Source organism: Luteolibacter rhizosphaerae (genome assembly GCF_025950095.1).
GTDB lineage: Bacteria > Verrucomicrobiota > Verrucomicrobiia > Verrucomicrobiales > Akkermansiaceae > Haloferula > Haloferula rhizosphaerae.
The window spans coordinates 328,420-353,633 of record NZ_JAPDDR010000003.1; the positions used below are offsets into that span (position 1 = coordinate 328,420).

A 25,214-nucleotide genomic window follows, 5' to 3' on the forward strand; every position below is an offset into this window, starting at 1 on the left:
TATCTCCCGGCAAATGAGCGACCACGCGCTGCTGCGATATTGCCCCGACCTCTTGGCCTACAACCGCCGCCTGACCCGGCCGGTCATGGTCGGCCACGTGGGCATCGGCGGCGGCAACCCGATCCGCGTGCAGTCGATGATCACCTCCGACACCCGCGATACTCCCGCTTGCGTCGCGGAGGTTCTCCAGTTGGCGGAGGCCGGCTGCGAGATCGTCCGCATCACCGCCCAGACCAAGGTTTACGCCGCGAATCTGGAGAACATCGCCCGTGAAGTCCGCGCCGCCGGCTGCCAGGTTCCCCTCGTCGCCGATATCCACTTCAAGCCGGATGCCGCCCTTGAAGCTGCCAAGTGGGTCGAGAAGGTCCGCGTGAACCCCGGGAACTACGCCGACAAGAAGAAGTTCGAAGTCCGCGAGTACACGGATGCAGAGTACTTCGAGGAACTCGAGCGCATCCGCGAGGAGTTCGCTCCCCTCGTCGATCTCTGCAAGTCGCTCGGTCGCGCCATGCGCATCGGCACCAATCACGGTTCGCTCTCGGACCGCATCATGAACCGCTACGGCGATTCGCCGCTCGGCATGGTGGAGAGCGCCTTGGAGTTCGCCCGCATTGCACGGGAGATGGACTACCACAATTTCGTCTTCTCGATGAAGGCCTCGAACCCGAAGGTCATGATCGAGGCTTACCGCCTCCTCGTCGCTCGTCTCGGTCAGGAAGGCTCGGATTGGAACTACCCCATCCACCTCGGCGTCACCGAGGCTGGCGATGGCGAGGATGGCCGTATCAAGAGCGCCATCGGCATCGGCTCGCTGCTTGCCGACGGCATCGGTGATACGATCCGCGTCTCGCTTACCGAGGACCCCGTGTTTGAAGTCCCCGTGGCGCAGGCCCTTGCCGCTCCTTTCCAGCAGAAGCCATCCGTGGTGGAGCAGCACGATCTCGTCCCCTCCTACGATCCCTTCTCCTATGAACGCCGTAAGTCCGGCGTGATGGAGGTCATGGGTCATGAACTCGGCGGGGACAAAACCGTTCGCGTCTTCACCACCCAAGAGAAGTGGAACGCCGTCGCCCACAAGATCGCGAAGATGGGCGACTTCAAGCCGGAGATCATCCTCGAGAAGTCCGGCGTCGTCGCCATCGACCCGCGGGATGAGGCGGCGCTCTCCGCGCTGAACCATGGCACGGCGACGCAACTTGTCACCGTGGCGGATGGCGTCGATCTCGATGTCATCGCTGCCTTCCGCATGCTCGCCTTCCGTCTTGATGCGCGGCACCCCATCCTGCTCAAGGATACCCTGACCCCCGCCACGGAAAGCGGTGATTTCGTCGAGACCCTCCTTGTTGCCGCCCGTCACATCGGCTCTCTGCTTTGCGATGGCATCGGTGATGCGGTGATCATCCAGTGCGAGCCCGCTCCCGGCCAATCCCTACGTCTCTCGTACAACATTCTTCAGGCCGCCGGCACCCGCATCTTCAAGACGGACTACGTCGCCTGCCCGAGCTGCGGTCGCACGCTCTTCAATCTCCAGAGCACCACCCAGAAGATCCGCGCCTCCACCGGTCACCTCAAGGGCGTGCGCATCGCTGTCATGGGCTGCATCGTGAACGGCCCCGGCGAGATGGCGGACGCGGATTTCGGCTACGTCGGCGGCGCCCCGGGCAAGATCAACCTCTACGTCGGCAAGCAGGCGGTGAAGTTCAACATCCCGGAGGCCGAGGCCGTCGAGCGTCTCATCGATCTCATCCGCGAGCATGGCAAGTGGATCGACGCCCCCACCGGCGAAACCGTCGAAGTCTGAGCCATTCATGTCCGACACCCTCGTCCAGACGATCGAAGACGTCTCGCTCGATGTTCCTTGGAATGTCGTGGTCCATGACGATCCCGTGAATCTGATGAGCTACGTCACGCTCGTGCTGATGAAGATCTTCGGCTACCCGGAGAACCGCGCTTCCGCCATGATGATGGAAGTCCACAAGCGCGGCCGCTCCATCGTGTGGACCGGCGAGCGCGAAAAGGCCGAGTTCTATACCCAGCAGCTTCAGGCCCATCAGTTGAAGACCTCCATGGAGAAAGCGGAATGAAGGTCGGACCCACGCTCCAAGGCGGCCTGCGCATCGATGTGGAAACCTCGCTCGATTGGATGGTGCTACGATGCATCTCGTACGACGCCCGTGGCGGTGGCATCGATCTTGCGGGTCGTGTGTCCTCACCCATGGAGCAGGATGAGAACTTCGCGGACTGGCAGGACTTCGTTCTCCCCGACTTGCGCGATAGCTTCAACTCCCAGCTCGATACCATCGAGGGAGCCCTCTCCCTCGCAGGCGATGGTGAGGAACCCGCCGAGATTCACATCTCCAAGCAGGATGCCGAGCTCTGGTATGGCGGCCTCAATCAAGCCCGACTCGCCCTTGAAGAGCGCTACGGCTTCGCCTCGGAGAATCCCGAAGGCATGACCCCGGGCAAGCGTTCCGCCTGGTTCCGCTCGCAGTTCTACCTGCACGTCCAGAGCGTCCTGCTCGACCACGTCATGCGCTGAGCGTGGGACACCTGCCGTTACCCCGCAGGCTCAAGCACCCGCAGAATCTCCGCAGCCTCCAGCTCCTTCTGGCATCTCAGATCCATCACGCACTTGCTCGCGAAGCACGGCGAGCACTCGACCTTCCGTCGCGCGATCACATGTTGCTTCCCCATCGGTCGCATCCACTCCGGCTCCCCCGGCCCGAAAAGTACGACACACCTCGTACCCACATGGGCTGCAAGGTGGGGCACGCTTCCATCCGCCGCAATGCACAAGCCGTGGGATGCCAGCTCATCCAACCCCGGCAACGACAGATCCACCGCTTCCACCTCCGGCAGAGCTTTCGCCAAATCCGCTCCCAGCCGCCCCGCCCTCGCGAGGCGTAGCAGGCGCCCCTTCTCCAGCAAGGTCTTCGCCAGTTCCCGCCACTTCTCCAGCGGCCATTCGTAGTGCGAGCCGAGATCCGAGTCCGGCACTAGCAGCACTCGTTCCATGGCCCGCGGCACATCCACCGCCACTGCTGCGAAGTTCTCCGCCACCATCACCTCCGCTCCGAGCTTCTCCGCCAGCCCGATATAAAATCTCACCCGGTGCTGGATCGGCCCGGGTTGCCCGACGACGGAAAGACTCTCGGTAAGACGCTTCTCCAAGCCTTTCAACGGCGGCCCCATCCGTCGCGGGATGCCTGCCTTGGCCAGAGCTTCGGCCGTCTCGCCTGCTTCCCAAGCCAAGCTCACTGGAGCCTTGTCTAACAAACCGGCGATCTGCCGTGCCGAGGCCTTCTCCGGATAGCCCCTCACCTCCGCGAATCCGCTCAGCTCCCAGAATACCGCCTGTCGCTGCGGGCACAGCACCTGCACGGCGATCCCCATCCGCTTCAGCGCCCGCATGGCGGGCATGGAGATGCAGGCCTCCCGCCATTCGACCGGCGCGGCCACGAGGAGCGTGTCGCCGGGATGAAGGAGTGGGTCGGGCATGCGCGGAGGCTAGGGACTCAAACCCGGCAGGGGCAAGTCATGCTCATTCGTCTTTGCCTTCGAATGCGCTCCCCAGCGTCGTGGCCATCCCCGGTTCGGTGAGAAGCAGCATGCGCAGTTGTGCGGGATGCAGGCTCATCACCAAGCCCGTCACGTCGCCATCGGGAATCTCCTTGGCTTGATCCGCGGTGAAAGGGAAGACGCCTGTCGCCTCATGAATGGGTTCAGCCGCCCCTTGCTCTCCTTGCTCCGTGCTTAGGACTGCCGACTGGTCGGCCCTCAATTCGCACTTCTGCGAGGGTTCGCTGCGCTCGTCCTGAAGCCAGAGAATCGGTGTGAGCAGGCTGCTTTCCTCTGCGGGATCAGCGGCCTCCTGAGCAGGACTCTCACCCGTATGCGCCAGCTCCAAGGCATCCTCCGCCTGTGGGAAATCCGCGGACAGCTTTTCCACCAGCTTCAGTCCGCTCTGATAGGCCTCCTTCTTCTGCTCACGGTCTAGGCGCAAGCCATCGGCCAGAGCATCCGCATACCAGCGTTGCTGGCTTCGGGCGAGCTGTAGGCCCTTCTCCTTCAGCACTTCCGCAGCCTTGTCGGATAGCTCCGGTGGATCCGCCGCTTCGCCATCCTGCCATTCCTTCCAGCCGCTGGTCTGGCTCACCACCTCCGCCGCATCCTTCACCTCGGCCGGGAGACCGCCCGCCTCTTCGCTCAGGCCGGCTTGAATGAAGTCCTCCAGGATCCAGCGGACCTCTTGCGCCCGCATCCCCTTCTTGCAGCGCTCCCGGTAGTCCGCCTCCACATCCACGACCCGAAGCTTCGCGTAAAACTCGTTGCGGTCCTTCACCTTGCCCGGCTTCATCGTCGCTCCTAGGCCCGTCTTGGCCGTTTGCAGGCTGCCCTTGGCCGCGAGCATCGCTAGCCAGCATCCGCCTAGGGAGGCAATCAGGGCGAGCATCAGCCAGATCGCCCCGTTTTTCTTGCGGGGCGCCTCTTCCGGCTCGCGGAACTGCTCGAGCAGGGCCTCCAACTGGGCGGCCTTCTCGTCTTCCTGCTGCTGCTCCTCTTCCAGCACCCTCGTACCTTAGCCCCGATCCACCCGCCACCGCAAGCCTGCCTGCAGTACAAGAAAAACCAGCTAACGCCGTTGGGGGGAACGAAGGCAGCGGGTTTTCCCGTGGGGGTGTCTTCCACCTTCGGGGGGTCGGTGGGTTTGTTTGGGGGGATTTCGCAAGCGCTACCTCGGGGGGACTGGGGTGTCGCTTACGAGGACCATCATGTCCGATTTTCCCCCTTCTGCCATTACGCGTTCACGTGACCGGAATGTCACGCAGGCGGCAGATCCCGCAGCTCGAGCTTGGAAAAACGGTCCGGCCGGTGGAAATCCGGCTCGCCGCCGCCCAAGTCGGTGGCGCTCAGAAAGCGTCGCTCCGGCGATTCAAGGATGAAAGTCACGTTCATTCGAGTGTCCCTGCCGAAATCCAGGCGTCCCTCTAACAAATCGCGCGGGATCGCCATCGCCGACACCCAGCCGCCCTCCGGTGAGAGCTCTGCGAAGGTGGCCACCTCCGGGAAGGCGATCTCCACCTCCTCGGCACGCACTCGCGGTGCGGTGAACTCGCAGCTCCACCACGCTCCGTTAGGCGCAAGATTGAACTCAAAGTAACGTCCGCTTGTCGGATGATGCAGAAACAGCTCCGCCACGTCGTGCTTCCACAGCTCCGGCGTGAATCGCCCCGGCCGTGCGGCCGGATGCAAGCGGGCCGCCTTCGGATGAGACGCGATGAACCACAGGCTCCGTGTATCTACGGCAACGCAAAACGCGGCTTGCGGACTCACCCCGTTTCCATACCAATCCTCCTTAATACCGAACAAGGGTACGTCCAGCTCACCCCAGATCAAAGGCCTCGTGCTGCGGAACACCATCATCGCGGGCGAATCTGGGAAGGACCTCTCTAACGGTCGAGACAGCTTTCTTGGAAAAAATTACTGCGCATCGGCGAAAAATGTCGCATGCAAGTCCCGGTTTTGTTTTACTTTCCTTAAATAGAACAATGGCGAAGCGTCGGAACAGCCATCATCTCGGCACGATCGAATACATTGGACCGCGTCCGCAGGCCAAGAAGCCGCAGCGCCGTCCCAATTTCCTCGGCGGTTGGGTCGTTCTCATGATCGCGGCCGGTGCCGCGTGGTTCTTCGGAAAACCGCTGGTGCCCCTGCTTCGCGCGCAGAACACGGTGGCCACGGTGGAGAGTGCGGATCGGCTGATCCTCGAGCTCTCGCCCTCCGCCGAGTTCGGCGAGCGCCTCGCCGCGATGGCCCTGCAGCGCACCAAGACTCCTAGCATTTACGACACGGCCTATTACCAGATCGCGTATCCCGGCGGCGACATCCCCGGCGGCGGCGCGGATGGCAAGACGCCCAAGGGCAAGGCCGAGGACCTTCTGGTCCGCAGCTACCGCAGCCTCGGCATCGACCTGCAGGTCCTCATCCACGAGGACATGACCAAGAATTTCTCGGCCTATCCCCGTCTCTGGCCGACCTCCGGCCCGGATTCGAACATCGATCACCGCCGGATCCAGAACCTCCAGCGCTACTTCAAGCACACTGGTGCCGAGATGGCGGTCGATACCAAGCGCCCGAACAAGAGCGAATTCAAGGCGGGCGATGTGGTGGTTTGGATGCTCGCTCAGGGCGAACTTCACTGCGGCATCGTGGTCCCGGGCCCCGGCGACCGCCGCGACGAGCCTTGGGTCGTCCACGACAATGGCCAAGGCCCGAAGTGGGAGAATGTTCTCACCGAGTATCAGATCCACGGCCACTACCGCTACACCGGTCAGGTGGGCGAGGTCGCCAAGCGCTGAGCAAGCCGGCCTTATGGGCATCGGCTGATGAAAGCGTGACCGAGTGATGTCCCGCTTCACCCGTCTCCGCCGTCAATGGTCGCGTCCGGCCTTGGACGGACCTTGGACACTCCCGGTCGATCCTGCGCGCCTGCAGGTCTTCCTGCTCATGGGCCAGTCGAACATGGCGGGCTACGGCTGTATCCGCACGGAAGACCCGTGGCAGCCCGGCGACCGCGATCCCCTTTCCGGCGTTCTCTCGCTCGGCGGGCAGTGCACGCTCAAGTCAGGCCTCGCGCGCGGTTGGACTCGCTGGCGGCCCGCCAGCCATCCGCTCCATCTCAACCAGGCCAGCGCCGCCTTCGGCCTCGCCCTGCCCTTCGCCGCCCGCCTGCGCAAGCAGGCTCCGGATGCGATGATCGGCTTCGTTCCCTGTGCTTGGGGTGGTGCTCCCATCGACGCTCTCGGTCCCGGATCCTTGCTTTACGCAAATGCCCTCGGCCGCGCCCGGATCGCCGCGCGGTCCGGCACTCTTGCCGGGGTGCTGTGGCATCAGGGTGAGACGGATGCGGACCACGAATCCCTCGCCCCGCTCCACGCTGCCAAGCTGGAGGCGCTCATCCTGCAGCTCCGGCGGGACCTAGGCACTTCCACCCTACCCTTCCTCATTGGCGACCTCGGCGGCTGGGGAGATGATCAGCGCAAACCCGCTTCCGTTGATCGCCGGAATATTGTCCGTAGCGGTCTCCGCCGCGTTGCCACGGAAGATTCCCACGCCGCCTTCGTCGAAAGCACCGGCCTCCCCGGCGTCGATTCCGTCCATTTCGGTCGCAGCGCGCTCATCGAGTTCGGCCACCGCTACGCCGCCGCCTATCTCGCGCTCATTTCAGGTGCGGCTCGCAACGAGCCTTGAGCAGCTCCACCAGCGCCGGATCCATGTAGTCGTAGTCATCGGGGATCCCCAGCACCACTACCCGCTTGCCCTTCAAGGCGCTGCCGAAGGCCTTGTTGAGCCTTTGCCGGTGGATCGCTTCCATCACCACGATCAGATCCGCCCACTCCACCTGTTCGCCGGATAACCGCACATCCGCGTCTGGACTCAGGCCCGCGGAGTCCACCGCAATCCCCGGATAATCCGCGAACACCGCCTCCGCCGTCGGGCTTCGCAGTCGGTTGCGTGAGCAGAGAAACAAGACCCGTTTCATCGGTTCAGCGGAACAAGATCTCTGCGATGAAGTCGCGCACATGTTCGGGCAGGCTGCCCCTCTTCGGTGTCACGATGGCGAGCTCGCGGGTCATCGGTTCAGGCAATTTTATCCGCCGGATCTGCCGCTTGCGCGGGAAGGTGCTCAAAGCCCGTCGCGGCACACAAGCCGCACCCATGCCCAGTGCCACGAGCTGGATCGTCACGTCGAAGCTATCGATCTCCATCGCCACGTTCGGCTGCAGCTTGCGCTCTTTCCACCAGCGATCGATGCAATCCCGCGAGCGGGTTCCCGTCGGCGGCACGATCCAGTTCTGCGTCTTCACCCAATCGCTCCAGCCTTGTTCGTCCGGAGCGTCCCCACTCTGCCCCGCGATTACCACGAAGCTGTCTTGGATCCGGTGACTCAGCTCCAAGCCCTCCGGAAGGCGCGGGGGCGGGCAGAGCACGGCCAGATCCAATCGGCACGCGGCCAAGGCCTCCAGCAGCGCGCTTCCTCCGAGATGGGAAACTAGGATCTTCACTTCCGGATGATGCCGCCGCTGGCCATGAAACAATCCCGGCAGATGCGCCAACGAAACGCTGCGCGACACCCCGATCCGGATCTCCCGCTGCTCGCCTGAGAATTCCTCCTTCAGGCGTCGCATCGCGCTATCCAGCAGCCCGGACACCATCGCGGTCTCCCGCAGCAAGAAGCTCCCCGCTGGCGTGATTCTGAGCCTCCGGGTGCTCCTCTCGAAGAGCTGCAGGCCCAGCCGCGCTTCGATCAACTGGATTTGCCGCGTCAGCGCGCTCTGCGATAGCCCCGCCTCCCCCGAGGCCGCCGTGATCCCCTGGTGCTTTGCCACGAGCCGCAGCAAGTGAAGGCAGTGGAGGTCGATCGTAGGATGCTCATTCATGCGCCTGATGCATGAATCGATCACATCCTTCGATTTCACGCAATGATGAGGACCTGTCAGCTTGCTCGTCATGGCTGATCGATCCGACAAGCAATCCAAGAACACTCCCGGCAAATTCTACAACGACGGCAGTTGCATCGACTGCGACCTCTGTCGCGAGACCGCCCCTGCTTTCTTCCGCCGCGATGATGATGCGGGCGCCAGTTACGTTTGGCGTCAGCCTCTCACTCCGGAAGAGCTGGCCCTTGCCCGTGAGGCGATGGAGGGCTGCCCGACCGATTCGATCGGCTGCGATGGCTAGCCACTGCAAAATCATTGCCGCCGGGCTCGATTCGCCGCAGGACACTTTCCGTGTCCGAACTCACTGCTCCCTCTTGGCTCCTCCGCATCCCGGAAGTCTTCGCTCCCTTCGCGAAGGAGATCCTCGCGGGCCTCTCGGCGAGTCCTCTGAAGGAGCTCGGCAGCGACTATCACCTCGTCCGCCTGGAGAATCCCGCGCTGCTGCAGGAGTCGGAGTGGGCGAAGTTCGTCGGCTGGAATCTCCCGGTTCATCATGCTTGGCCCTGCAATCCCCAGAAGATGGACGGCTTCATCGAGAAGGCCGCGCAGGGACTGGCTCGCAAGTTTGCGGATGTGTCCCCGCAGACGCTCCTCACCGGCCCGCTCCAGACCGCGGTGGCTCATCCCTACTACAAGCATCTCGCCACCAATCTCCGCGGCCGGGCGCTCCAGCTCTTTCCGCCGCTCCCGGCCGTCGCAGAGGTCGAGTCCCAAGATCCCGCCGCTCCCACGCTCTTCTGTCTCCTTGGGAAGGAAGGTCTTTTCGCCGGTCTGCAGAGCCCCCGCCTCGCGAACGGCTTCTACCCGGGTGGCACCAAATTCATCAGCCAGAGCGCGGGCATCAGCCGCGCCGGTGCCAAGCTCGCGGAGGCCCTCCATCACCTGCTTCTCCATCGCCAGCCCCCGCCGCAGGGCGCCCGCTGGCTGGAGCTGGGAGCCAGCCCCGGCGGGATGACCTCCGAGCTGCTTGCCCGCGGCTATCAGGTCACCGCCGTCGACCGCGCGGATCTCGATGCCAGCCTGAAGCGAAAGCCCGGGTTGGAGTTTATCCGCCGGGATGTCGATGCCTTCCGCCCCGAGCCCCGCGATCGCTTCGATGCTCTCCTCTGCGACATGAATGGCGACCCACGCGTCGCATTGCGTCAGGTGCTGCGCCTCGCGGCGAATGTCCAGACGGGCGGGCTGATTATCTTCACCCTGAAGGGTGCCGGAGCCGAGACCGCCAGCGAGTTGAATGCGATCTCCCGTGCCTGCGTCAGCTACGCCGGTACGGCCGGTGTCGAGCTTCTGTCGGAGACTCACCTAACTTATAACCGTCACGAGTTTACCCTCTTCTTCGAGGTGACCCGTTAGGCGGAGAGGTTGCATGCCCTGCATTTCGTTTGACAGGGAAAACACGTTTCAGAAGCTCTGCGAGCCGTACCCGGCACCCGCAGGGCCACTTTCCGTGGGACAAAAATAGCGTTCCGGCGCATCATGCCGGACGCTCCCCATCGGCCCTAACCCATTGGATCATCATGAAACTCCATCCTGCATCCGCTCTGCTTGCCCTCGGCACGCTGGGCACGAGCTTGGTCACCGGCCAAGTCCGCCAGTCCCCTCCCGGAGACGGCCTCATCCCGCCCTCCACCCCCCTCGTCGCTTGCGATCCCTACTTCAGCATCTGGTCGCCCGGCGACACGCTGAACGGCGTGGAGACCACTCACTGGACCGGTCGCCAACAGCCGCTCACCAGCCTGGTGAAGGTGGATGGCAAGGCCTTCCGCGTCATGGGAGCCACCCCGGCCGCGACTCCCGTGCTGGAGCAGAAGAGCCTGACCGTCCTGCCCACCCGCACCATCTACACCTTCGAAGGTGCCGGCGTCGCGCTCGACCTCACCTTCACCACCCCGGCCCTGCCGGATGACATCGACCTGCTCTCTCGCCCGGTCACCTATCTCACCTACAGCTTCCGCGCCACGGACGGTAAGGAGCACGAGGTTTCCGCCTTCCTCGGTGCTTCCGGCGAACTCACCGTGAACACTCCGGATCAGGATGTGACGTGGAACGATGCGAGCGCCGGCGGCCTCTCCGTGGTCCGCATGGGCTCGAAGGACCAGCCGGTCCTCCAGAAGAAGGGTGACGACCAGCGCATCGACTGGGGCTACCTTTACATCGCCGCTCCGGCGGAAGACACCGCCAGCTATGGCTTCGCGAAGCCGAGCGAACTGGGTGTTGCCTTCTCGATGAACGGCATCTCCGGCGGCAAGGGCGCGGAAGGTGCCGCCGATCGGGCGGACATCGCCGGGGCCGGACTTGAGCTCAAGTCCTTCAAGGTCGGCGCACAGCCGGTTTCGAAGTGGGCCATGATCGCCTACGACGACATCTACGCCATCCAGTTCAACCGCAAGAATCTCCGCCCCTTCTGGCGTCGCAACGGCTGGGAAGCCAAGGATCTGCTCGAAGCTTCCGCCAAGGAGTATGCCTCGCTGCAAGAGCGTTGCGCCAAGTTCGACAAAGAGCTGATGGCCGACCTCACGAATATCGGCGGCGAGAAATACGCCAAGATCTCCGCCCTCGCCTACCGCCAGTGCTTCGCTGCCGGCAAGTTCGCGGCGGATGACAATGGCCAGCCGCTCCAGTTCTCGAAGGAGAACCACTCGAACGGCTGCATCGCCACCTCGGACGTGTTCTACCCGATGGCACCGCAGTTCCTGCTCTTCGGCCCCTCACTGGCCAAGTCCTTCCTCGCGCCCTTCATGGAATACGCGAAGAGCGACCGCTGGAAGTTCCCCTTCGCCCCGCACGACCTCGGCACCTACCCGCACGCGAATGGTCAGGTCTACGGCGGCGGTGAGAAGACCGAGAAGGATCAGATGCCGGTCGAGGAAAGCGGTAACCTGCTGCTCCTGATGGCCGCCGTGGCCCAGATGGAGGGCAATGCCGACTACGCCGGTCTCTACTGGGATCGCCTCGTCCAGTGGGCGGAGTACCTCAAGAAGGAAGGCTACGACCCCGCCAACCAGCTCTGCACCGACGACTTTGCCGGTCACATGGCGCATAACGTGAATCTCAGCGTGAAGGCCATCTGCGCCCTCGGTGCCTTCGGCAAGCTCGCCGAACTCCGCGGTGAGAAGGCCATGGCCGAGGAATACACCAAGCTCGCCAAGGAATTCGCCCAGCGCTGGGTGAAGGAAGCGAAGGATGGCGATCACTATCGCCTCGCCTTCGACAAGCCCGGCACCTGGAGCCAGAAGTACAACCTTGTCTGGGATAAGATCCTGGGCCTCGGCCTCTTCCCGGATGAAGTGCTCCGGACCGAGATGGACTTCTACAAGAAGATGCAGAAGCCCTACGGCCTGCCGCTCGATAACCGCCGCGAATACACCAAGCTCGACTGGATCGTTTGGACCGCCTCGCTCACGCAGGACCGCTCCGACTTCGAGGCCCTCATCGCTCCCGTCTTCAAGTTCGTCAATGAAGGCCGGGTCCGCCTGCCGATGGGTGACTGGTACGACACGGTGACTGCCGTGAAGGAAGGCTTCACCGCCCGCCCCGTCGTCGGCGGCGTTTACCTGCCTGCCCTCTATAAGAAGGATCTGTGGGTCAAATATGCTTCCCGCGATGTGACCAAGGCCAAGGGGTGGGCTCCGATGCCGGAATACATCGAGCCCGTGCTCGTCACTCTTGTCCCGCACGCCGGCCAGAAGAGCGATATTTCCTGGCAGTACACCACGGATCGTCCTTCGGGCGACTGGTTCGCGGCCAACTTCGATGCCTCGTCTTGGAAGAAGGGTAACTCCGGCTTCGGAGGCGGTGGCGCCCCGAACACGGAAGTCCGCACCCGCTGGACCAACTCGGACATCTGGCTGCGTCGCGAGATCGAGATGCCGGCCAATATCCCCGCCAGCATTGCCCTCCACGCCTACTTCGACGAGGACATGGACGTTTACATCAATGGCGTCCAAGCGGCTTCCGCCGGTGGCTTCGTCACCGACTACAGCATCGTCCCGCTCAGCGAGCAGGGTAAGGCCGCGCTCAAGTCGGGTAAGAACATCATCGCCGTGCACTGTCACCAGACCAGCGGCGGCCAGTACATCGACCTCGGCATCGTCGAGGTCCGCCCCGGCGAGAAGAAGAAGTAAGCTTCTTTCTCATCTGCAGGAATCAAAGAGGGGCACGGGAGATAATCCCGTGCCCCTTTTCGTGTCAGAGCTCGTCCGCCCGAGGCGTGCTGCATTTACTTCTTCACCCGACCGTATCCCGGCTTCGGCTTGCCGGCGGTGTCCAGCTTGTCGGTGGCCCAGAGCGCGCCTTTCGCCACCAGATCCAGATAGCGCGGATCTTCGACCGTCGCGTTGTTGTGACCCAGCGTCGTGCCGAAGACCTTCACCTTGTTCTTCCCGAAGGTGTTCGTCCACACCACCACCGCGTCCTTCTCTCCCTCTTGCTTGCCCTTGGCCAGTTCGTCCGCGGTCTTGAAGACCTTCACGTTGTTGTAGAGCTCCTCGTTGATCGTGGTCCAATCCTTCATTCCCTTGGTGACCACGTGGTTCTTGAAGGAGATCTCGATCGGCTTCTGCGCGCCGTGGCGGCTGGACTGGATCCCGATGAATTCAAACCACAGCGCATCCGCCGAGCCTTCCTTCGCCGGCTTGTTGATGTCTCCCACGCGGTAGCTGTGCATCGCGCAGTGGAGGGCCACGGCCGGGATCCCGTCTTCCACGTGGGGCTTCAGCACGCCCTTCACGGTTGCCTCGTCCTTCACATCCGCCGCGCATTCGTCGTGGATGATCAGGTCGTAACCCGCACCGTAGTCCGGGTTGCCGTAGATCGGCAGGGCCGGCTTGGTGCTGCCGTCATCCACGTGGATCTGGTCCACCGTCACGTTGATCCGCTCCTCCAGCCCCTTCTTCAGGATCTCGGTCTGCTTCTTGTAATCGTGGCAGCAGCCGCCGGTGATGAGCATGACCTTGAGCGGCTTCACCTCCTGGGCGGCGGAGATACCGGTGGAAGAGACGAGTCCGCAGAGTGCGAGGGCGAGGACGGCAGGTTTCATGGAGTTCGAGTGGGCGATGACGTTTTCCGGTTCCGATTCTGAAACCCAAGCCTACCCGGAAGGAAGCGTAGTTTATTCACCCCAAAGGGGTAGCATCCGGCGCGGGAAAGGCGTCCTTGCTTCCTCGGCAGGGGCGTGCCAACATGAAAGGTGAGAAAGGAGTTTTCATCGCTATGAAGGAACTTTTCGACGCGTGGAAGGACGTGGACCGTAACAAGATCGCGGCCTTGTTGAGCGTGATCCCCGGTATGGGGCACCTCTACAAACACCATTACATCGACGGCTTCGGAATCCTGACGGTCGGCAACGCCCTGATGATCTTCGTCGCCCTCTGGCTGTCGATCGCCACCATCGGCCTGTCCTTGATCGTCGTTCCCGCCATGTGGATCAGCTCGATCGCCTATGCAGCTTACTCGGCGGAAGACCAGCACGGGGCTCATCCGTGGCTTCATGTCTGGAAGCACCGCTGGGCCCAAGGCCTGTTGCGACACAATGACAAGCCATTGCCCGCCAAGGTGGGACGAAAGGTGTAAGCCGCGCAGGACTGCTTGCACCGGGACAACATGAGGCGTAGTTGACCCCCCATGGCACTCGAACTCGTTCCCGCGACTGCGGAGGAGATCCCCACGCTGTCCCGCATTTGCCACGAAGCATTCTCCGCGCTCCATGACCGCTGCGGTGTCGAGCGGGATATCCCGGACATCGCCGTCGGCGAGATGATCATCACGCCGGTGGTGAAGCGTCCGGACTACGCCGGCGTCATGGCCGTCCTCGATGGCAAGATCGTCGGCTCGAATTTCCTTCTCCATGCGGATGAGGTCGCGGGGGTCGGCCCCATCACCGTGGATCCCGGCGTTCAATCGAAAGGGATCGGACGCGCCCTCATGCAGTGGGCGGTGGATGAAGTGCGCCGTCGCGGCATCCGTCAGACCCGCTTGTTCCAAGAGGCGATCAACACCACCTCGCTCTCGCTTTACACCTCGCTCGGCTTCGATTGGCGGGACTCCGCTGCCCTCATGCAGGCCGTACCCGCAGAGTCGGATGACCCGACCATCCGGCCCATCACCGCGGATGACCTACCCGCCATCGCGCAGCTTTCCCGCGAGACCTTCGGCTTCTCCCGCGAGAACGATGCCGCGCAATGGATCGCTTTGGAGCTCCCGGGTTTCATCCGCATCCTCGATGAGCGACCGGTCGGCTATCTCTTCGCCACGCTTTTCGGCCATGCCGGGGCGATCAACGAGGTGAACCTTTTCGCCCTCGCCTCGCACGCCGCGCGCCACCTGCCTCCTCCCCTCGCCCGCTTCATTTGTCCCATGGCCATCCCCGGGCTCTATCGCTTCGCCCTCGCCGCAGGCCACCGCACCCTCAAGGTGCTCTCCTACATGTCGCTCGGCGACTACGTCGCCCCTCGCGGGGCGCATTTCCCTTCCATCCAAGGCTGAGATGGTCCGGACAGATGTGCGGTCGACACCCCTGCCGCCCTCCTCCCCTTTTAGGCGCAGTCAGATTCCCTGAAGAAGGCATGGCGAGTTCGCGGCGCAAAACGCCGCTTGAAGTTCCTTTGCCCGCGATCCGCACTATCCGGGAAACACGCGTTAAAAGATACAAATGGATAGGTCGTTTATACAAGCGGCCTGTGCTATGATGGGTAGACCGAATCCACTGATCTTAAACCGATCAGAAGACCCAAGCCACCGGATTCGAGGTCTCAATCCCTTTTGGGGAAACAACCCACCCGTAGATGTCATACATATTATCTCGCCGCGGCGAGCTGTGCCCTCGTCGTGCCTTCGTTTGGTGCTCGCTGCTTGCCGCATCCACCCAGCCCCTGCGCGGTGACATCACCTACAATTTGAACTTCGATCCGGCTTCCTCGCCGGAAGCGCAGCAAGTGGCGAATTCGGTGGCTGTGGCTGCCGCGTTCTACAACAAGCACGGATCCTTCAATAAGCACTGGAGTGTTTATCATAACCCGGGCATCCCCACGGCGGAGGGAAACTACGATGGTTACATGGGCTATGGAGGCACCCGAAATGAGCGGGTCGTCTTCCATGAGGCCGCCCACACCTTCGGCATGGGCAACGGCCCGAATTACCGCGATCTCATCGCCGGTGGAGTGTGGAAGGGGCGGTACGGAAATCAGGCACAGGCCGATACCTACAACGATTTCGGCGATGGCCTGCATGGTGACAATCACGCCGTCTGGCCCAGTGGCTTCAACTACGACAACGAGGACGGCTTCATTGAGCGCCATTGGCATGCCCGGATCATGGCGGGCATCCGTGCCGACATGGGCATCCTCTCCTACACGCGCGAGGCACGGCATGAGGCCGTGGTGACGGGGGAAACCGCCGAGTTCCGCGTGGAGTCTCCGATGGCGGTGGGATGGCAGTGGCATCGGAACGGAGTCGCGCTGGCCAATGGCGGCGACATCTCGGGTGCGAACAGCGCGACCTTGCGGATCACCAATGCGGAAGCGGCGGACGCGGGCAGCTATCATTGCGCGGTGAACGGTGCGAACGAGACCTTGAACAGCCGGCCGCGCCAATTGTGGGTGCATGCCGCCCAGCAACTGGGGCAGTGGAACTTCAACGGCAATGCCGGTGATGGCGTCGGCGGGAATCACGGCAACGCCCTCGGCGCTCCCGCCTATGTCACGGGCAAGATCGGACCCGCGGTGGATCTGGATGGAACCGACGACTACATCGATCTGCCGGATGCGGTCGGCCGCCTCGGTGACCTCACCATCGCGAGCTGGGTGAACTGGGACGGGGGAGGGGATTGGCAGCGCGTCTTCGACTTCGGCACCGGCACTTGGCAATACCTGTGCCTCACGCCGAAGGCGGGTGGCGGCAACCTGCGCCTCGTCCTGAAGGACTCCATCAACGCGAAGGATCAGGAGTATCAAGTGAATGCTCCCACCCTGGCCACCGGTCAGTGGGTCCACCTCGCGGCAGTGATCCGGGGGAATTACATGAGCCTCTACGTGAACGGCAAGCCGGTGGGATCGACCTTCGGCATCGACAGCAGCCCCGCGCATTTCCCCGCGACGAACAACTTCATCGGCAAGAGCCAGTACAACGATCCGTTCTTCAATGGCCGGATCGACGATTTCCGCGTCTATGGCAAGGCCTTGGACGGCCCGCAGATCTGGACGCTGTGGGGCCAGAGCGCGAATGCCGCACCCGCTTTCTCGCAAGCTCTCATCACCTTGTCCGGTGCCAGCTCGCTGGAGCCTTACACCGGTCAGTCGCTCGCGTTCTATGCCAGTGATGCGAACTCGGACACCTTGACCTTCACCAAGCTGAACGGCCCCGGTTGGTTGACGGTCGGAGCGGATGGAACTTTGTCCGGACAGCCGGGTGCGGGGGATGGCGGCGAGAATACCTTCGTGGTGCGCGTGACGGATCCCTCGGGAGCCACTTCGGATGCCACGCTGAAGATCGCGGTTTCCGCTTTCCCGGCGGCACCTGTCACCTCCAATACCAGCGCGCCAGCCATTGATGCGGATGACGCCTACTTCATCGCCAGCAACATCGGCGAGCCGGACACGATCAACGGCACCACCAATGCGGGCGATAATGATGAGTTCACCTTCGTCGCGGAGAACCGTAGCAGCAAAGGCCAGACCTTCACCACGGGGCCGAACGCTCAGGGCTATTTCCTCCAGTCCTTCAGCTTCCAGCACATCAATTGGCCGAGTCTCACTCCGAACGGGGCCTTCTATGACGTGCAACCGGGCGACCAGTGGGAGTTCCAGGTGGGTAGCATCAGCGGCACGACCAAGACCCAGATTCTGAAATACAGTGCCATCTATGATGGCGCGGCTATCACCGGTAGCGGCACCACCGGTACCGGCAGATTCCTGACCTTCAACGTCTCCGGTCTGGGTCTTCAGCTTGCCCCGAACACGACCTACTATTTCGAGGTCGCGCCGCTCGCGGGTGAGCCTTTCTTCGAGCTGAACAGCTCCCGCACTTCGACCTACACCGGCGGCACGGCCTTCCGCGGCAATCTTACCGGAGCGATCGGCACCGCCGTGACCACACTGCCGGGCGATTATATCTTCCATGCGAATCTGAAAGCGCGGACCACGGTGCCGGCCGGCACCGTGGCCTACTGGAACTTCGAGGAAGGCAGCGCCAATAGCCATGTCCCGTATGCGCGAACCGCTGCCAATCTCTATGAGGGCAGTCTCTTCGACCTCTCCGGCAATGCCAACCATCTCTCGGTATGGACTTCCGGCTGGCATTGGTACCGCCCGCTGGTTCCCGCAGCGGTCACGCCGCAAAACGGCGCGGCGAATACCCGCAGCATCCAGAATGTCCACGGCTTCCCGGCGATCTCCGCTCTCAGCACTTCTCTAACAAGTTGGAGCCCGGAGACCTGGACCATCGAGGCCGTCGTCCGTCCGGACGATGCCACCAACGGCTACCAAACCTTCATCGGGCGCGATAGCTACGGCGCTTTCCCGGGCGAGCCCGGACTGGCGGCGCTCTACTTCACCGTCATGCCGAATGGCGGTCTGCGGATCTTGTTCGCGGATGCCGCGCGCAACCGCTGGAACGTGGATGCCCCGGCCAACACGATGCAGGATGGCAAGTGGCATGCCGTCGCCGCGACCTCGGATGGCGATACCCTCTCGCTCTACGTGAAGAACCTCAGCAACGGTGATACCTCATACACCTTGATGGGCACGGCGAACATCTCCGCCAGCACGAATCCGGCCCTCTCCACCGGCATGGGCGATGGCGGCGATTGGGATGCCGGGGTCTTCACCTTCGCCCGCGGCCTCTACAATGGCGGCCACACCGACCGTTTCTTCGGACACCTCGACGACATCCGCTTCAGCAACGGCAGGCTAGTGCCGGACTCCTTCCTCTACAGCGAGCCGCAGGATACCTTCGCGAATTGGATTGCTACCTATCCCGCCGTGGGCGGGCAGGCCGGCTTCGATGAGGATCCCGACCGCGATGGCTTGGCCAATGGCATCGAGAACTTCCTCGGAACCCATCCGGACCAGCCGAGCCAAGGATTGGGAGCGATTGTTCGCAGCGGCAATACGCTCAGCTTCCAGCATCCGCAGAATGCGGACCCTGCCGCGGACCTTGTCGCCAACTATCGCTGGTCGTCCGATCTGGCGACTTGGAACAACTCGGGACAAACCGGCAATGGAACAACCGTGGTGTTCTCCGCTTCGCCGAACACCCCGCTGCCGGGAATCACGACCGTGACCGCTACCATCACCGGCACGAATCCCTCCAGCCTGTTCGTGGATCTTCAGGTGACCACGGATTGATGGCCCCGCGCGGGGTAGTAGCGGTAGGCCTCTAAGTTTGTCAGGTCGATATAGCCCTCGAGACTACCGCCGCCATGAGTGGCGAAGTAAGCTTGCTGCGAGCGATGTGCCCGGAACGCGCCAAGGCGCTGCTCGCGGTACCCGGAGCCGTCGATCTTCAGATCCGGCGGATCGTCGCGGTTGAGCAGGCCAGGCAGCGCGTGCCCGTCCTGCCAGGCATGGATCGTCAGCACCGGGATCTTCCCGCCCGCTGCCCGGAAGACAGCCCGGTGGATCAGGATGTGTGCCGGGTGCCAGTACTCGCCGCCGCTGCCGTGCGTGATCAGCAGGGAAGGGGAGCGCTCCGCCAGTAGCGTGCCGATCTGCCGGGCGAGATCATTCGCGGAAACCGCGGGCGCATAAGTCCGGTGAGCCTTACCCAGCGGGTCCACATGATTGAGGAAGTCGACGCGCGAAGCTCCCAGCACCGCCGCCGAGGCCCTCAATTCTGCCTCGCGGATTCTCCCCAGCTCCTCCCGCGTCCCTCCTCCCGTGTCACCACCCTCACCCCGGGTCAGGCACACGATGTGGACCTCGTGCCCCCTGGCCGCCAATTCGCACAGAAGCCCGGAAGCGAACAACTCGTCATCCGGATGCGCGATCAGGGCTAGCACCGGCCCCTCTTTCTCTAACAGATGCTCCAGCCTCGTTTGGCGAGTCGCCCGCGGTCGCCTCAGCGGGCGGACCAATTGTAGGAGCCTCTTCCGGTAGAAGAGCGGGTCCGTCAGCCGCTGCGTCAGTTTGCTCCACATGATTCAGGCTTTGGCCAAGTCGCGGCCCATGAAATCCTGCACGATCTCGACCAGATTCTCCGCGAATCTCTCCGGCCGGAAGCGAGTGACCTCCGTGCGCAGCGACCTCCGCAACTCCGCCTGGGCGGCGGATGATTCGATCATCCGGCAGATTTTCTCCGCCGCATCCTCGGCGTGCCGGAAGATCAGTTGGTCCCGCCCGACGATCTCGCCCACGCCGCCATCCGCCGGCACGAAGGGGATCAATCCGGCAGCAGCCATCTCCGCCACGGCGATGCCGAAGGCCTCCACCCGGCAGGCGTGGATGCCGAAGTTCCGCGTCGAGAAGAGCTCTTCCTTCTTTTGCGGGTCCAAGAAACCGGTCAGGCGGATCCATTTGTTCCGCTCCTCCGCCATGGACCGGATCTTGGCCGAATATTCGTCACCACCGAAGTGCCCGACCAGATCGAGGGTCACGGCATGACCTGCACTCCGCACCCGGTCGAGAATGCCGATGATCGTCTCCACCTCCTTCTCCGGAGTAATCCGGCCCATGCAAACGAAGCCGAGCGGGTCGCGGCGATCGTCCGCATCTTGGCTTTGGAGGCTGGAGGGAGGGTAGAGGATCGGGCTGTCCGGCAGGTGAAAGCGCTGGCTGAGGACCGCGGCGGTCCAGCGTGAGTTTGCCACCACCCAATCGCCCGAGCCTGCGATCTCCGCATCCGTGCGGCCGGCCAATTGTTCGCCCACGGAGACATAGAGGCGCCGCAGGAGCGAGGGCCGGTGGTGGGCTTGCTCGGAGGCATTCGGGTAGAGGTCCAGCCGGGCCTCTTCGTTGAAGCTGAAGTCGCCGATCAATTGGATGGCGGGGCGGCTGAAGCGGATCGGATTGTAGGCACTGATGCAGGTGTCGAAGCGTCCGCTCACCGAGGAACAAAAGCGCTCGAACCAAGCCCGCTGCCAGTAGGCGAAAGACGTGCCCGTCGTGACGCCCGGGAGTCGAGGTGCTGGCAGCAATTCGATCCGTTCCGGGGAAACCTGCGTGCCGTAGGTGGAATTCAGCTTGTCCCAATCCACCGGGGAGGCGGTGGTGAAGGTGATCTTGGCCACATGCTGCAGCGCATGCAGAGACCACATCGCGGTCGCCTCGGACCCGCCACGACCCATCCATGGGTGTGCTACCAGAATCTGTGGCTGGAGGGGGATGGCCATCAGTCGGGACCGTGAGGTGACCGGGCGGGTCACGGTATTGCCGGGAAAAGGGGTTGAGGGGGGATGGCGCATCTTCCTGCGAGGCGCCCTTGGACGCCTTAAGATGAAGGGATGAGGGCCGGAGTTGTCGATTCTTTTGCTGCCGCGACAAGGCGGTGGATGACATTGCAGTCCGCGCGCCCGGGGGGAGGACCATCCTCCGAACGGGTAGGAAGAAGGATCGTCCCCGGTGGGGTTCTCAGGATATAACATGCTCATGGTCCGATCTTCTCTGCCCGCCGCGATCGCCGCCTTCTGCCTGCTCCTACCTGCACGGGGCGAGCGGGTGATGGAGAAGCTCGGGCGCGGGCTGGTGGCAGTGCGACAGGCGGACGGCGGCGTTTTTCTCAGCTGGCGCTCGCTGGCTAGCGATCCCCGCGGTCTCCGTTTCCATGTCTACCGGGTCACGAGTGGGAGGGAGCAGAGGATCACCCGGGAGCCGCTCGATGGCGCGACCCAGTATGTCGACCACGAGAGCGCGGAGGCGGAATCCTACCTCGTCAGGCTGGTCACCAGAGAGGGCGGGGAAGGGGAGCCGAGCCGACGGGCCAAGGTACTTGCACAGCCCTTCGTTGAGATCCCGATCCAAGCCATCCCGGACTATCGTCCGGGCGACTGCTCGGCGGCGGATCTGGATGGGGATGGCGAGTACGAGATCGTGGTCCACCAGGTTTCGCGCGGGCGGGACAACTCTTTTACCGGCATGACCGGCACGCCGGTGCTCGATGCTTACAAACTGGATGGCACGCATCTCTGGCGCATTGATCTCGGCATCAACATCCGGGAGGGCGAGCACTACACGCAGTTCATGGTCTATGACCTCGATGGAGATGGCCGCGCGGAGCTCGCCTGCAAGACCGCGGATGGCACGAAAGACGGCACCGGCACGACCATCGGCGACGCGACGAAGGACTGGCGCAACAAGGAGGAGCGCTCGCAGAAGTTCGGACGTATCCTCAGCGGGCCCGAGTACCTTACCGTCTTCGATGGCAGGACCGGTGCCGCCTTGAAGACGGCAGAGTTCATCCCCGGTCGTGATCCGATTGATGGCTGGGGTGGTATCGGGGGTAATGGAGGAAACGATAGCTACGGCAACCGCTGCGACCGCTTCCTCGCCTGCGTGGCCTATCTGGATGGCGTGCGCCCGAGCTTGGTCATGTCGCGCGGGGTTTATGGGCGCACGGTTCTTGCGGCTTGGGACTGGAGGGGAGGGGAGTTGAAGTCGCGCTGGGTCTTCGATTCCGGTGTCGCCAAACCGCCCTTTGAGAAGGTGTCGCCCTACTCGGGTATGGGCGGGCATGCGCTCTCCGTGGCGGACGTGGATGGCGATGGGAAGGACGAGATCGTTTATCAGGCCATGACCGTGGATGACGATGGCAAGGGGCTCTACAGCACCGGCCGCCGTCATGGGGATGCGCTCCACGTCGGTGACTTCGACCCATCGCGGGAGGGACTCGAGCTCTATCTGGTAACGGAGAATGAGGAGCGGACTGTCAGCTTACAGACCCCCGGTGCCGGGCTGCACGATGCTCGTACCGGGAAGCCGCTATGGAGTCATAGCCCCGGCATGGATATCAGTGATGGCGTCGTGGCGGATATCGATCCCCGGCACCCGGGAGCGGAAGTCTGGGGCGGTTCCGGAGGTTTGCGAACGATCAAGGGCATCGAGATCGGCCCCCGGCCCCGCCACTCCGACTGGGTCGTGTGGTGGGATGGCGATCTCCTCCGCGAGATCTACGGGGGCTTCGCGGTTCACAAGTGGAATCCTGTCGAAGGGAAGGAGCAGAAGATCTTCGACGCCTCGCCCGGCAGCGGTCGTGGCAACCGCTACATGGGTATGCGCCCGAATCTCGCGGCGGATCTCCTAGGCGATTGGCGCGAGGAGTTGCTGCTCCCCGGGCCCGACGGGAAATCGCTACGCCTGCACATCAGCACCATGCCGACCAAGCACCGGCTCGTCACCCTGATGCAAGACCCGCAGTACCGCCTCTCGATTGCTTGGCAGAACGTCTCCTACAACAAACCGCCGCACCCGTCGTTCTTTTTAGGAGAGGGGATGACTTTGCGGGATACTCCGCATTCGCTCCAGCGCACAAGGGAATGATCTTGCGCCGTTAGATCGGCATGGCAGCTTGGAGGAGAAGACCCATGTCCTTTTCCGCCGCGCAGAAGCACCTGTTCTACACCGAGATAGCGAAGCTCCTTGAAGCCGGTTTCGGCATCCGGGATGCCGGGCGCGTGATGCTTGATCACCGCTTGCCGAGCCGGCAGGCCGCGCTGCTCAAGGAGATGGAGCAGGAGCTGGATGCGGGAAAGTCGATCGCGGAGGCCTTCTCCCACGACGCCAGCGTCATCAGCGGCATGGAGCGCAGCATCATCGGGGCGGGGGAGCGCGGCGGGCGGATGGCGCCTGCCTTCCAGCACTTGGCCGACTACTACGGCATGCTCGCGGAAGCCCGACGGGATGCCCTGACCGCGATGGTCTATCCGGTGGTGATGCTTCACCTCGGGATCTTCACGCCCTTCCTGGTGAAATACTTCGGCTCCGGTCAAACGGCGGCGGAGTTGTTTACCAGCTTCGGACTCACGATGCTGGTGGTGTATGCCTGCTGCTTCGGGATCTGGCTCGGGATCAAGGCGCTGCTTGCTGCCGCGACTACCAATCCGGCGGTCGATTCCCTTCTGCAGCGCATCCCGATGATCGGCTCGGCGCGGAAGGCGATGATGATGGCGCGCTTCACCAAGGTCTATCACACCGCGCTCCTGGCAGGCCTCTCGATGCGCGAGACCGTGGAGACGGCCGCGGAGGCCTCGCGCAGCGCCTGCATCAAGCAAGCTGCGGCAGCGATGGCGAATTCCCTGCTGAAAGACGGTGGAGCTTTGGGCCCGATCTTCATGGCGAGCGGTGCCTTTCCTTCCACCTTCGCCCGCTCCTATGCCACGGCGGAAGAAGCCGGTAGTCTCGACAAGGATCTGGCCCGCTGGGCACGCGTCTTTCAGGAGGACGCGGCGCGCGGATCCAAGATGCTGGCGAACGCTCTTCCTAAGATCGCCTACTTCCTCGTCCTGCTCTATGTCGCGTGGACGATCGTTTCCTTTTACGGACAGGCCTACTCCGGTGTGCTCGACATGGAGTAGGCGGGGAGCCCCTTAGCGCCGGCGGCGAATCAGCAAGCCAAGCAGGCCCAAGCCGCCGAGAAGGGCAGCGGAAGGTTCCGGCACCACGGTGCGGATCTGGATTCCGTTCAGAGCGGCGAGATCCGAGGAGCCGCCGGAGCCGTCGGGTGCTGCATCGGTGGTCACATTCAGGCCCGCGATGACGTTCTGCCAGATGAAGTGGATGTTCCCGCTGCCGTCGGCTACGGCCACGAGCCTCACGTACTCGATGCCTTCCGTCAGACTACCGTCGCCGCCTTGGGTTCCGTCCCAACCCGTCTGCCCGCTCGGACCGGTAATCGTATCGTGAGCAGCATTCGTGATGGCGAAGAAACTGTTGGCTCCGGAAGTGGTGGTGCCGCCATTGGCATTGGACCCGTAGAGCTGGCCTTGGCCGTAGAAGTAAATCTCGTAGCTCGTCCCGGAAACAAGCCCGGTGATCGTGCCGTTGATGGTCCCCAGACTGCCTGCGGAATCGGCACCGGGAGCATCCAGTTGCAGGTAGTCGGCCATCAGATCCTCGTAGCCGAGGGAGTTGCCCAGCTCTTGGTGACGGGTTTCGGAGGGCAGGCTGCGCTGCTGGCCGATGTTGGTCTCCGTGGAGCCGGAGCCCGTCGAGGTGAGCAAGATATCCACCGTGGTCGCCACGCCGGAGGAATCGCGGATCGGACCGCCACCCGCGGGGCCGTTGTTGATCGCGGCCGAGCTTGAAACATTGCCGCTGCTGGTGCGCCGCACGCTGTTCCAATAGGTATTGCCGACACTATCCGGTGCCGCTCCGAAGCCGTTGTAGGTATCGGGCACGACATTGGAATCGTCATCGCCGGGAAGACGCACGTTGAAGTCGAAGTTAATCACGGTCGCGAGAGACGACGCGGGATAGGCGACCAAGGCGCAAAGCAGAGAGGTGGCTAGCTTCATGGGACGTGGGGGGGCTGAAACAGCGAAGGCCTTCTAACGGACCTTATAAATTTTTCAAGGGACAAATTACCCCGCCATCCACCCAACCCCTTGAAAACGGGTGATTCACACACCTGAAGTCCGGGAGGAAAGGGAAAGCTAGGAGGCGACAGCGTCTCCCTTATAGCTGTAAAAAGCGTGCTTGGCACCTACGCGATCACGTAGGTGCCCTATTTCCCGCGGAAATACTTAACTTAAATTAATCGATGGAATTAGGTTAAGTAACCCGAACCAAA

At 63.0% G+C, this 25,214-nt stretch carries 22 protein-coding genes; 13 read left to right on the forward strand and 9 right to left on the reverse strand.

Features of this window, described 5'->3' with window-relative positions:
* Window positions 1-13: 13 nt before the first annotated feature.
* Genes ispG through OJ996_RS07120 form a run of 3 tightly spaced genes read left to right on the forward strand, consistent with a single transcriptional unit; the run spans window position 14 to window position 2,539 of the window.
* Window positions 14-1,801 (forward strand): (E)-4-hydroxy-3-methylbut-2-enyl-diphosphate synthase, encoded by a 1,788-nt coding sequence (ispG, locus tag OJ996_RS07110; protein ID WP_264512686.1) that lies wholly within the window; start codon window positions 14-16, stop codon window positions 1,799-1,801.
* Between the two features lie 7 nt (window positions 1,802-1,808).
* Window positions 1,809-2,084 (forward strand): ATP-dependent Clp protease adapter ClpS, encoded by a 276-nt coding sequence (clpS, locus tag OJ996_RS07115; RefSeq protein ID WP_264512688.1) that lies wholly within the window; start codon window positions 1,809-1,811, stop codon window positions 2,082-2,084.
* Window positions 2,081-2,539, forward strand: coding sequence for a DUF2017 family protein (locus tag OJ996_RS07120; protein ID WP_264512690.1), 459 nt, complete (start codon window positions 2,081-2,083; stop codon window positions 2,537-2,539). The genes clpS and OJ996_RS07120 overlap by 4 nt, the downstream gene beginning before the upstream one ends.
* 17 nt (window positions 2,540-2,556) lie before the next feature.
* Here the strand turns inward: OJ996_RS07120 and OJ996_RS07125 are convergent, their stop codons facing one another.
* The 3 genes from OJ996_RS07125 to OJ996_RS07135 form a co-directional block, all read right to left on the reverse strand.
* On the reverse strand, window positions 2,557-3,498 hold the full coding sequence (locus tag OJ996_RS07125) for a glycosyltransferase family 9 protein (protein WP_264512692.1): 942 nt from the start codon (window positions 3,496-3,498) through the stop codon (window positions 2,557-2,559).
* A 43-nt stretch (window positions 3,499-3,541) separates the two neighbouring features.
* Window positions 3,542-4,570 (reverse strand): hypothetical protein, encoded by a 1,029-nt coding sequence (locus OJ996_RS07130; protein WP_264512694.1) that lies wholly within the window; start codon window positions 4,568-4,570, stop codon window positions 3,542-3,544.
* A gap of 251 nt (window positions 4,571-4,821) precedes the next feature.
* A complete protein-coding gene (locus OJ996_RS07135; protein ID WP_264512696.1) occupies window positions 4,822-5,424 on the reverse strand; it encodes a DOMON domain-containing protein in 603 nt (200 codons plus the stop codon).
* A gap of 125 nt (window positions 5,425-5,549) precedes the next feature.
* Here OJ996_RS07135 and OJ996_RS07140 point away from each other — a divergent pair, with 125 nt between their 5' ends.
* Both OJ996_RS07140 and OJ996_RS07145 read left to right on the forward strand, forming a co-directional pair.
* Window positions 5,550-6,359, forward strand: coding sequence for a DUF1287 domain-containing protein (locus OJ996_RS07140; RefSeq protein ID WP_264512698.1), 810 nt, complete (start codon window positions 5,550-5,552; stop codon window positions 6,357-6,359).
* A 46-nt stretch (window positions 6,360-6,405) separates the two neighbouring features.
* The gene (locus OJ996_RS07145; RefSeq protein ID WP_264512700.1) at window positions 6,406-7,251 is read left to right on the forward strand and encodes a sialate O-acetylesterase; all 846 of its coding nucleotides are present in this window, start codon (window positions 6,406-6,408) and stop codon (window positions 7,249-7,251) included.
* Here the strand turns inward: OJ996_RS07145 and OJ996_RS07150 are convergent.
* Both OJ996_RS07150 and OJ996_RS07155 read right to left on the reverse strand, forming a co-directional pair.
* A complete protein-coding gene (locus OJ996_RS07150; protein ID WP_264512702.1) occupies window positions 7,220-7,543 on the reverse strand; it encodes a low molecular weight protein tyrosine phosphatase family protein in 324 nt (107 codons plus the stop codon). The two genes, OJ996_RS07145 and OJ996_RS07150, sit on opposite strands and share 32 nt — an antisense overlap.
* Before the next feature lie 4 nt (window positions 7,544-7,547).
* Window positions 7,548-8,441 (reverse strand): LysR family transcriptional regulator, encoded by an 894-nt coding sequence (locus tag OJ996_RS07155; RefSeq protein ID WP_264512705.1) that lies wholly within the window; start codon window positions 8,439-8,441, stop codon window positions 7,548-7,550.
* Window positions 8,442-8,511: 70 nt separating this feature from the next.
* Between OJ996_RS07155 and OJ996_RS07160 the strand changes: the two genes are divergently transcribed.
* The 3 genes from OJ996_RS07160 (at window position 8,512) to OJ996_RS07170 (ending at window position 12,625) form a co-directional block, all read left to right on the forward strand.
* Entirely contained in the window at window positions 8,512-8,742 is a 231-nt protein-coding gene (locus tag OJ996_RS07160) for a ferredoxin (RefSeq protein WP_264512707.1), read from the forward strand.
* 50 nt (window positions 8,743-8,792) lie between these two features.
* Window positions 8,793-9,854, forward strand: coding sequence for an SAM-dependent methyltransferase (locus tag OJ996_RS07165; RefSeq protein ID WP_264512709.1), 1,062 nt, complete (start codon window positions 8,793-8,795; stop codon window positions 9,852-9,854).
* A gap of 164 nt (window positions 9,855-10,018) precedes the next feature.
* Window positions 10,019-12,625, forward strand: a complete 2,607-nt coding sequence (locus OJ996_RS07170) for a glutaminase family protein (RefSeq protein WP_264512711.1) — start codon at window positions 10,019-10,021, stop codon at window positions 12,623-12,625.
* Window positions 12,626-12,720: 95 nt separating this feature from the next.
* Here OJ996_RS07170 and OJ996_RS07175 read toward each other — a convergent pair whose 3' ends face one another.
* Window positions 12,721-13,539 carry a ThuA domain-containing protein gene (locus OJ996_RS07175; protein WP_264512713.1) on the reverse strand — a complete coding sequence of 273 codons (819 nt, stop codon included), beginning with the start codon at window positions 13,537-13,539 and terminating at the stop codon, window positions 12,721-12,723.
* A gap of 173 nt (window positions 13,540-13,712) precedes the next feature.
* Between OJ996_RS07175 and OJ996_RS07180 the strand changes: the two genes are divergently transcribed.
* The 3 genes from OJ996_RS07180 (at window position 13,713) to OJ996_RS07190 (ending at window position 18,841) form a co-directional block, all read left to right on the forward strand.
* Window positions 13,713-14,072, forward strand: coding sequence for a hypothetical protein (locus tag OJ996_RS07180; RefSeq protein WP_264512715.1), 360 nt, complete (start codon window positions 13,713-13,715; stop codon window positions 14,070-14,072).
* A 51-nt stretch (window positions 14,073-14,123) separates the two neighbouring features.
* On the forward strand, window positions 14,124-14,984 hold the full coding sequence (locus OJ996_RS07185) for a GNAT family N-acetyltransferase (protein WP_264512717.1): 861 nt from the start codon (window positions 14,124-14,126) through the stop codon (window positions 14,982-14,984).
* 299 nt (window positions 14,985-15,283) lie between these two features.
* The gene (locus tag OJ996_RS07190; RefSeq protein WP_264512719.1) at window positions 15,284-18,841 is read left to right on the forward strand and encodes a LamG-like jellyroll fold domain-containing protein; all 3,558 of its coding nucleotides are present in this window, start codon (window positions 15,284-15,286) and stop codon (window positions 18,839-18,841) included.
* Here the strand turns inward: OJ996_RS07190 and OJ996_RS07195 are convergent.
* Entirely contained in the window at window positions 18,823-19,632 is an 810-nt protein-coding gene (locus OJ996_RS07195; RefSeq protein ID WP_264512721.1) for a PIG-L deacetylase family protein, read from the reverse strand. The two genes, OJ996_RS07190 and OJ996_RS07195, sit on opposite strands and share 19 nt — an antisense overlap.
* A 3-nt stretch (window positions 19,633-19,635) precedes the next feature.
* Complete coding sequence (locus OJ996_RS07200; RefSeq protein ID WP_264512723.1) at window positions 19,636-20,823, reverse strand: glycosyltransferase family 4 protein; 1,188 nt, start codon at window positions 20,821-20,823, stop codon at window positions 19,636-19,638.
* A gap of 256 nt (window positions 20,824-21,079) precedes the next feature.
* Between OJ996_RS07200 and OJ996_RS07205 the strand changes: the two genes are divergently transcribed.
* Entirely contained in the window at window positions 21,080-22,966 is a 1,887-nt protein-coding gene (locus tag OJ996_RS07205) for a rhamnogalacturonan lyase (protein ID WP_264512725.1), read from the forward strand.
* A 44-nt stretch (window positions 22,967-23,010) separates the two neighbouring features.
* The gene (locus OJ996_RS07210) at window positions 23,011-24,000 is read left to right on the forward strand and encodes a type II secretion system F family protein (protein WP_264512727.1); all 990 of its coding nucleotides are present in this window, start codon (window positions 23,011-23,013) and stop codon (window positions 23,998-24,000) included.
* 12 nt (window positions 24,001-24,012) lie between these two features.
* Here the strand turns inward: OJ996_RS07210 and OJ996_RS07215 are convergent, their stop codons facing one another.
* Entirely contained in the window at window positions 24,013-24,939 is a 927-nt protein-coding gene (locus tag OJ996_RS07215; RefSeq protein ID WP_264512729.1) for a PEP-CTERM sorting domain-containing protein, read from the reverse strand.
* Window positions 24,940-25,214: the final 275 nt, after the last annotated feature.

Coding starts and splice junctions, on each gene's coding strand:
- OJ996_RS07155 (WP_264512705.1), bottom strand. CDS start 8,441: ATGAATGAGCATCCTACGATCGACCTCCACTGCCTTCACTTGCTGCGG.
- OJ996_RS07205 (WP_264512725.1), top strand. CDS start 21,080: ATGGTCCGATCTTCTCTGCCCGCCGCGATCGCCGCCTTCTGCCTGCTC.
- ispG (WP_264512686.1), top strand. CDS start 14: ATGAGCGACCACGCGCTGCTGCGATATTGCCCCGACCTCTTGGCCTAC.
- OJ996_RS07135 (WP_264512696.1), bottom strand. CDS start 5,424: ATGATGGTGTTCCGCAGCACGAGGCCTTTGATCTGGGGTGAGCTGGAC.
- OJ996_RS07195 (WP_264512721.1), bottom strand. CDS start 19,632: ATGTGGAGCAAACTGACGCAGCGGCTGACGGACCCGCTCTTCTACCGG.
- OJ996_RS07210 (WP_264512727.1), top strand. CDS start 23,011: ATGTCCTTTTCCGCCGCGCAGAAGCACCTGTTCTACACCGAGATAGCG.
- OJ996_RS07185 (WP_264512717.1), top strand. CDS start 14,124: ATGGCACTCGAACTCGTTCCCGCGACTGCGGAGGAGATCCCCACGCTG.
- OJ996_RS07140 (WP_264512698.1), top strand. CDS start 5,550: ATGGCGAAGCGTCGGAACAGCCATCATCTCGGCACGATCGAATACATT.
- OJ996_RS07190 (WP_264512719.1), top strand. CDS start 15,284: ATGTCATACATATTATCTCGCCGCGGCGAGCTGTGCCCTCGTCGTGCC.
- OJ996_RS07120 (WP_264512690.1), top strand. CDS start 2,081: ATGAAGGTCGGACCCACGCTCCAAGGCGGCCTGCGCATCGATGTGGAA.
- OJ996_RS07180 (WP_264512715.1), top strand. CDS start 13,713: ATGAAGGAACTTTTCGACGCGTGGAAGGACGTGGACCGTAACAAGATC.
- OJ996_RS07160 (WP_264512707.1), top strand. CDS start 8,512: ATGGCTGATCGATCCGACAAGCAATCCAAGAACACTCCCGGCAAATTC.
- OJ996_RS07215 (WP_264512729.1), bottom strand. CDS start 24,939: ATGAAGCTAGCCACCTCTCTGCTTTGCGCCTTGGTCGCCTATCCCGCG.
- OJ996_RS07175 (WP_264512713.1), bottom strand. CDS start 13,539: ATGAAACCTGCCGTCCTCGCCCTCGCACTCTGCGGACTCGTCTCTTCC.
- OJ996_RS07200 (WP_264512723.1), bottom strand. CDS start 20,823: ATGGCCATCCCCCTCCAGCCACAGATTCTGGTAGCACACCCATGGATG.
- OJ996_RS07150 (WP_264512702.1), bottom strand. CDS start 7,543: ATGAAACGGGTCTTGTTTCTCTGCTCACGCAACCGACTGCGAAGCCCG.
- OJ996_RS07145 (WP_264512700.1), top strand. CDS start 6,406: ATGTCCCGCTTCACCCGTCTCCGCCGTCAATGGTCGCGTCCGGCCTTG.
- clpS (WP_264512688.1), top strand. CDS start 1,809: ATGTCCGACACCCTCGTCCAGACGATCGAAGACGTCTCGCTCGATGTT.
- OJ996_RS07125 (WP_264512692.1), bottom strand. CDS start 3,498: ATGCCCGACCCACTCCTTCATCCCGGCGACACGCTCCTCGTGGCCGCG.
- OJ996_RS07170 (WP_264512711.1), top strand. CDS start 10,019: ATGAAACTCCATCCTGCATCCGCTCTGCTTGCCCTCGGCACGCTGGGC.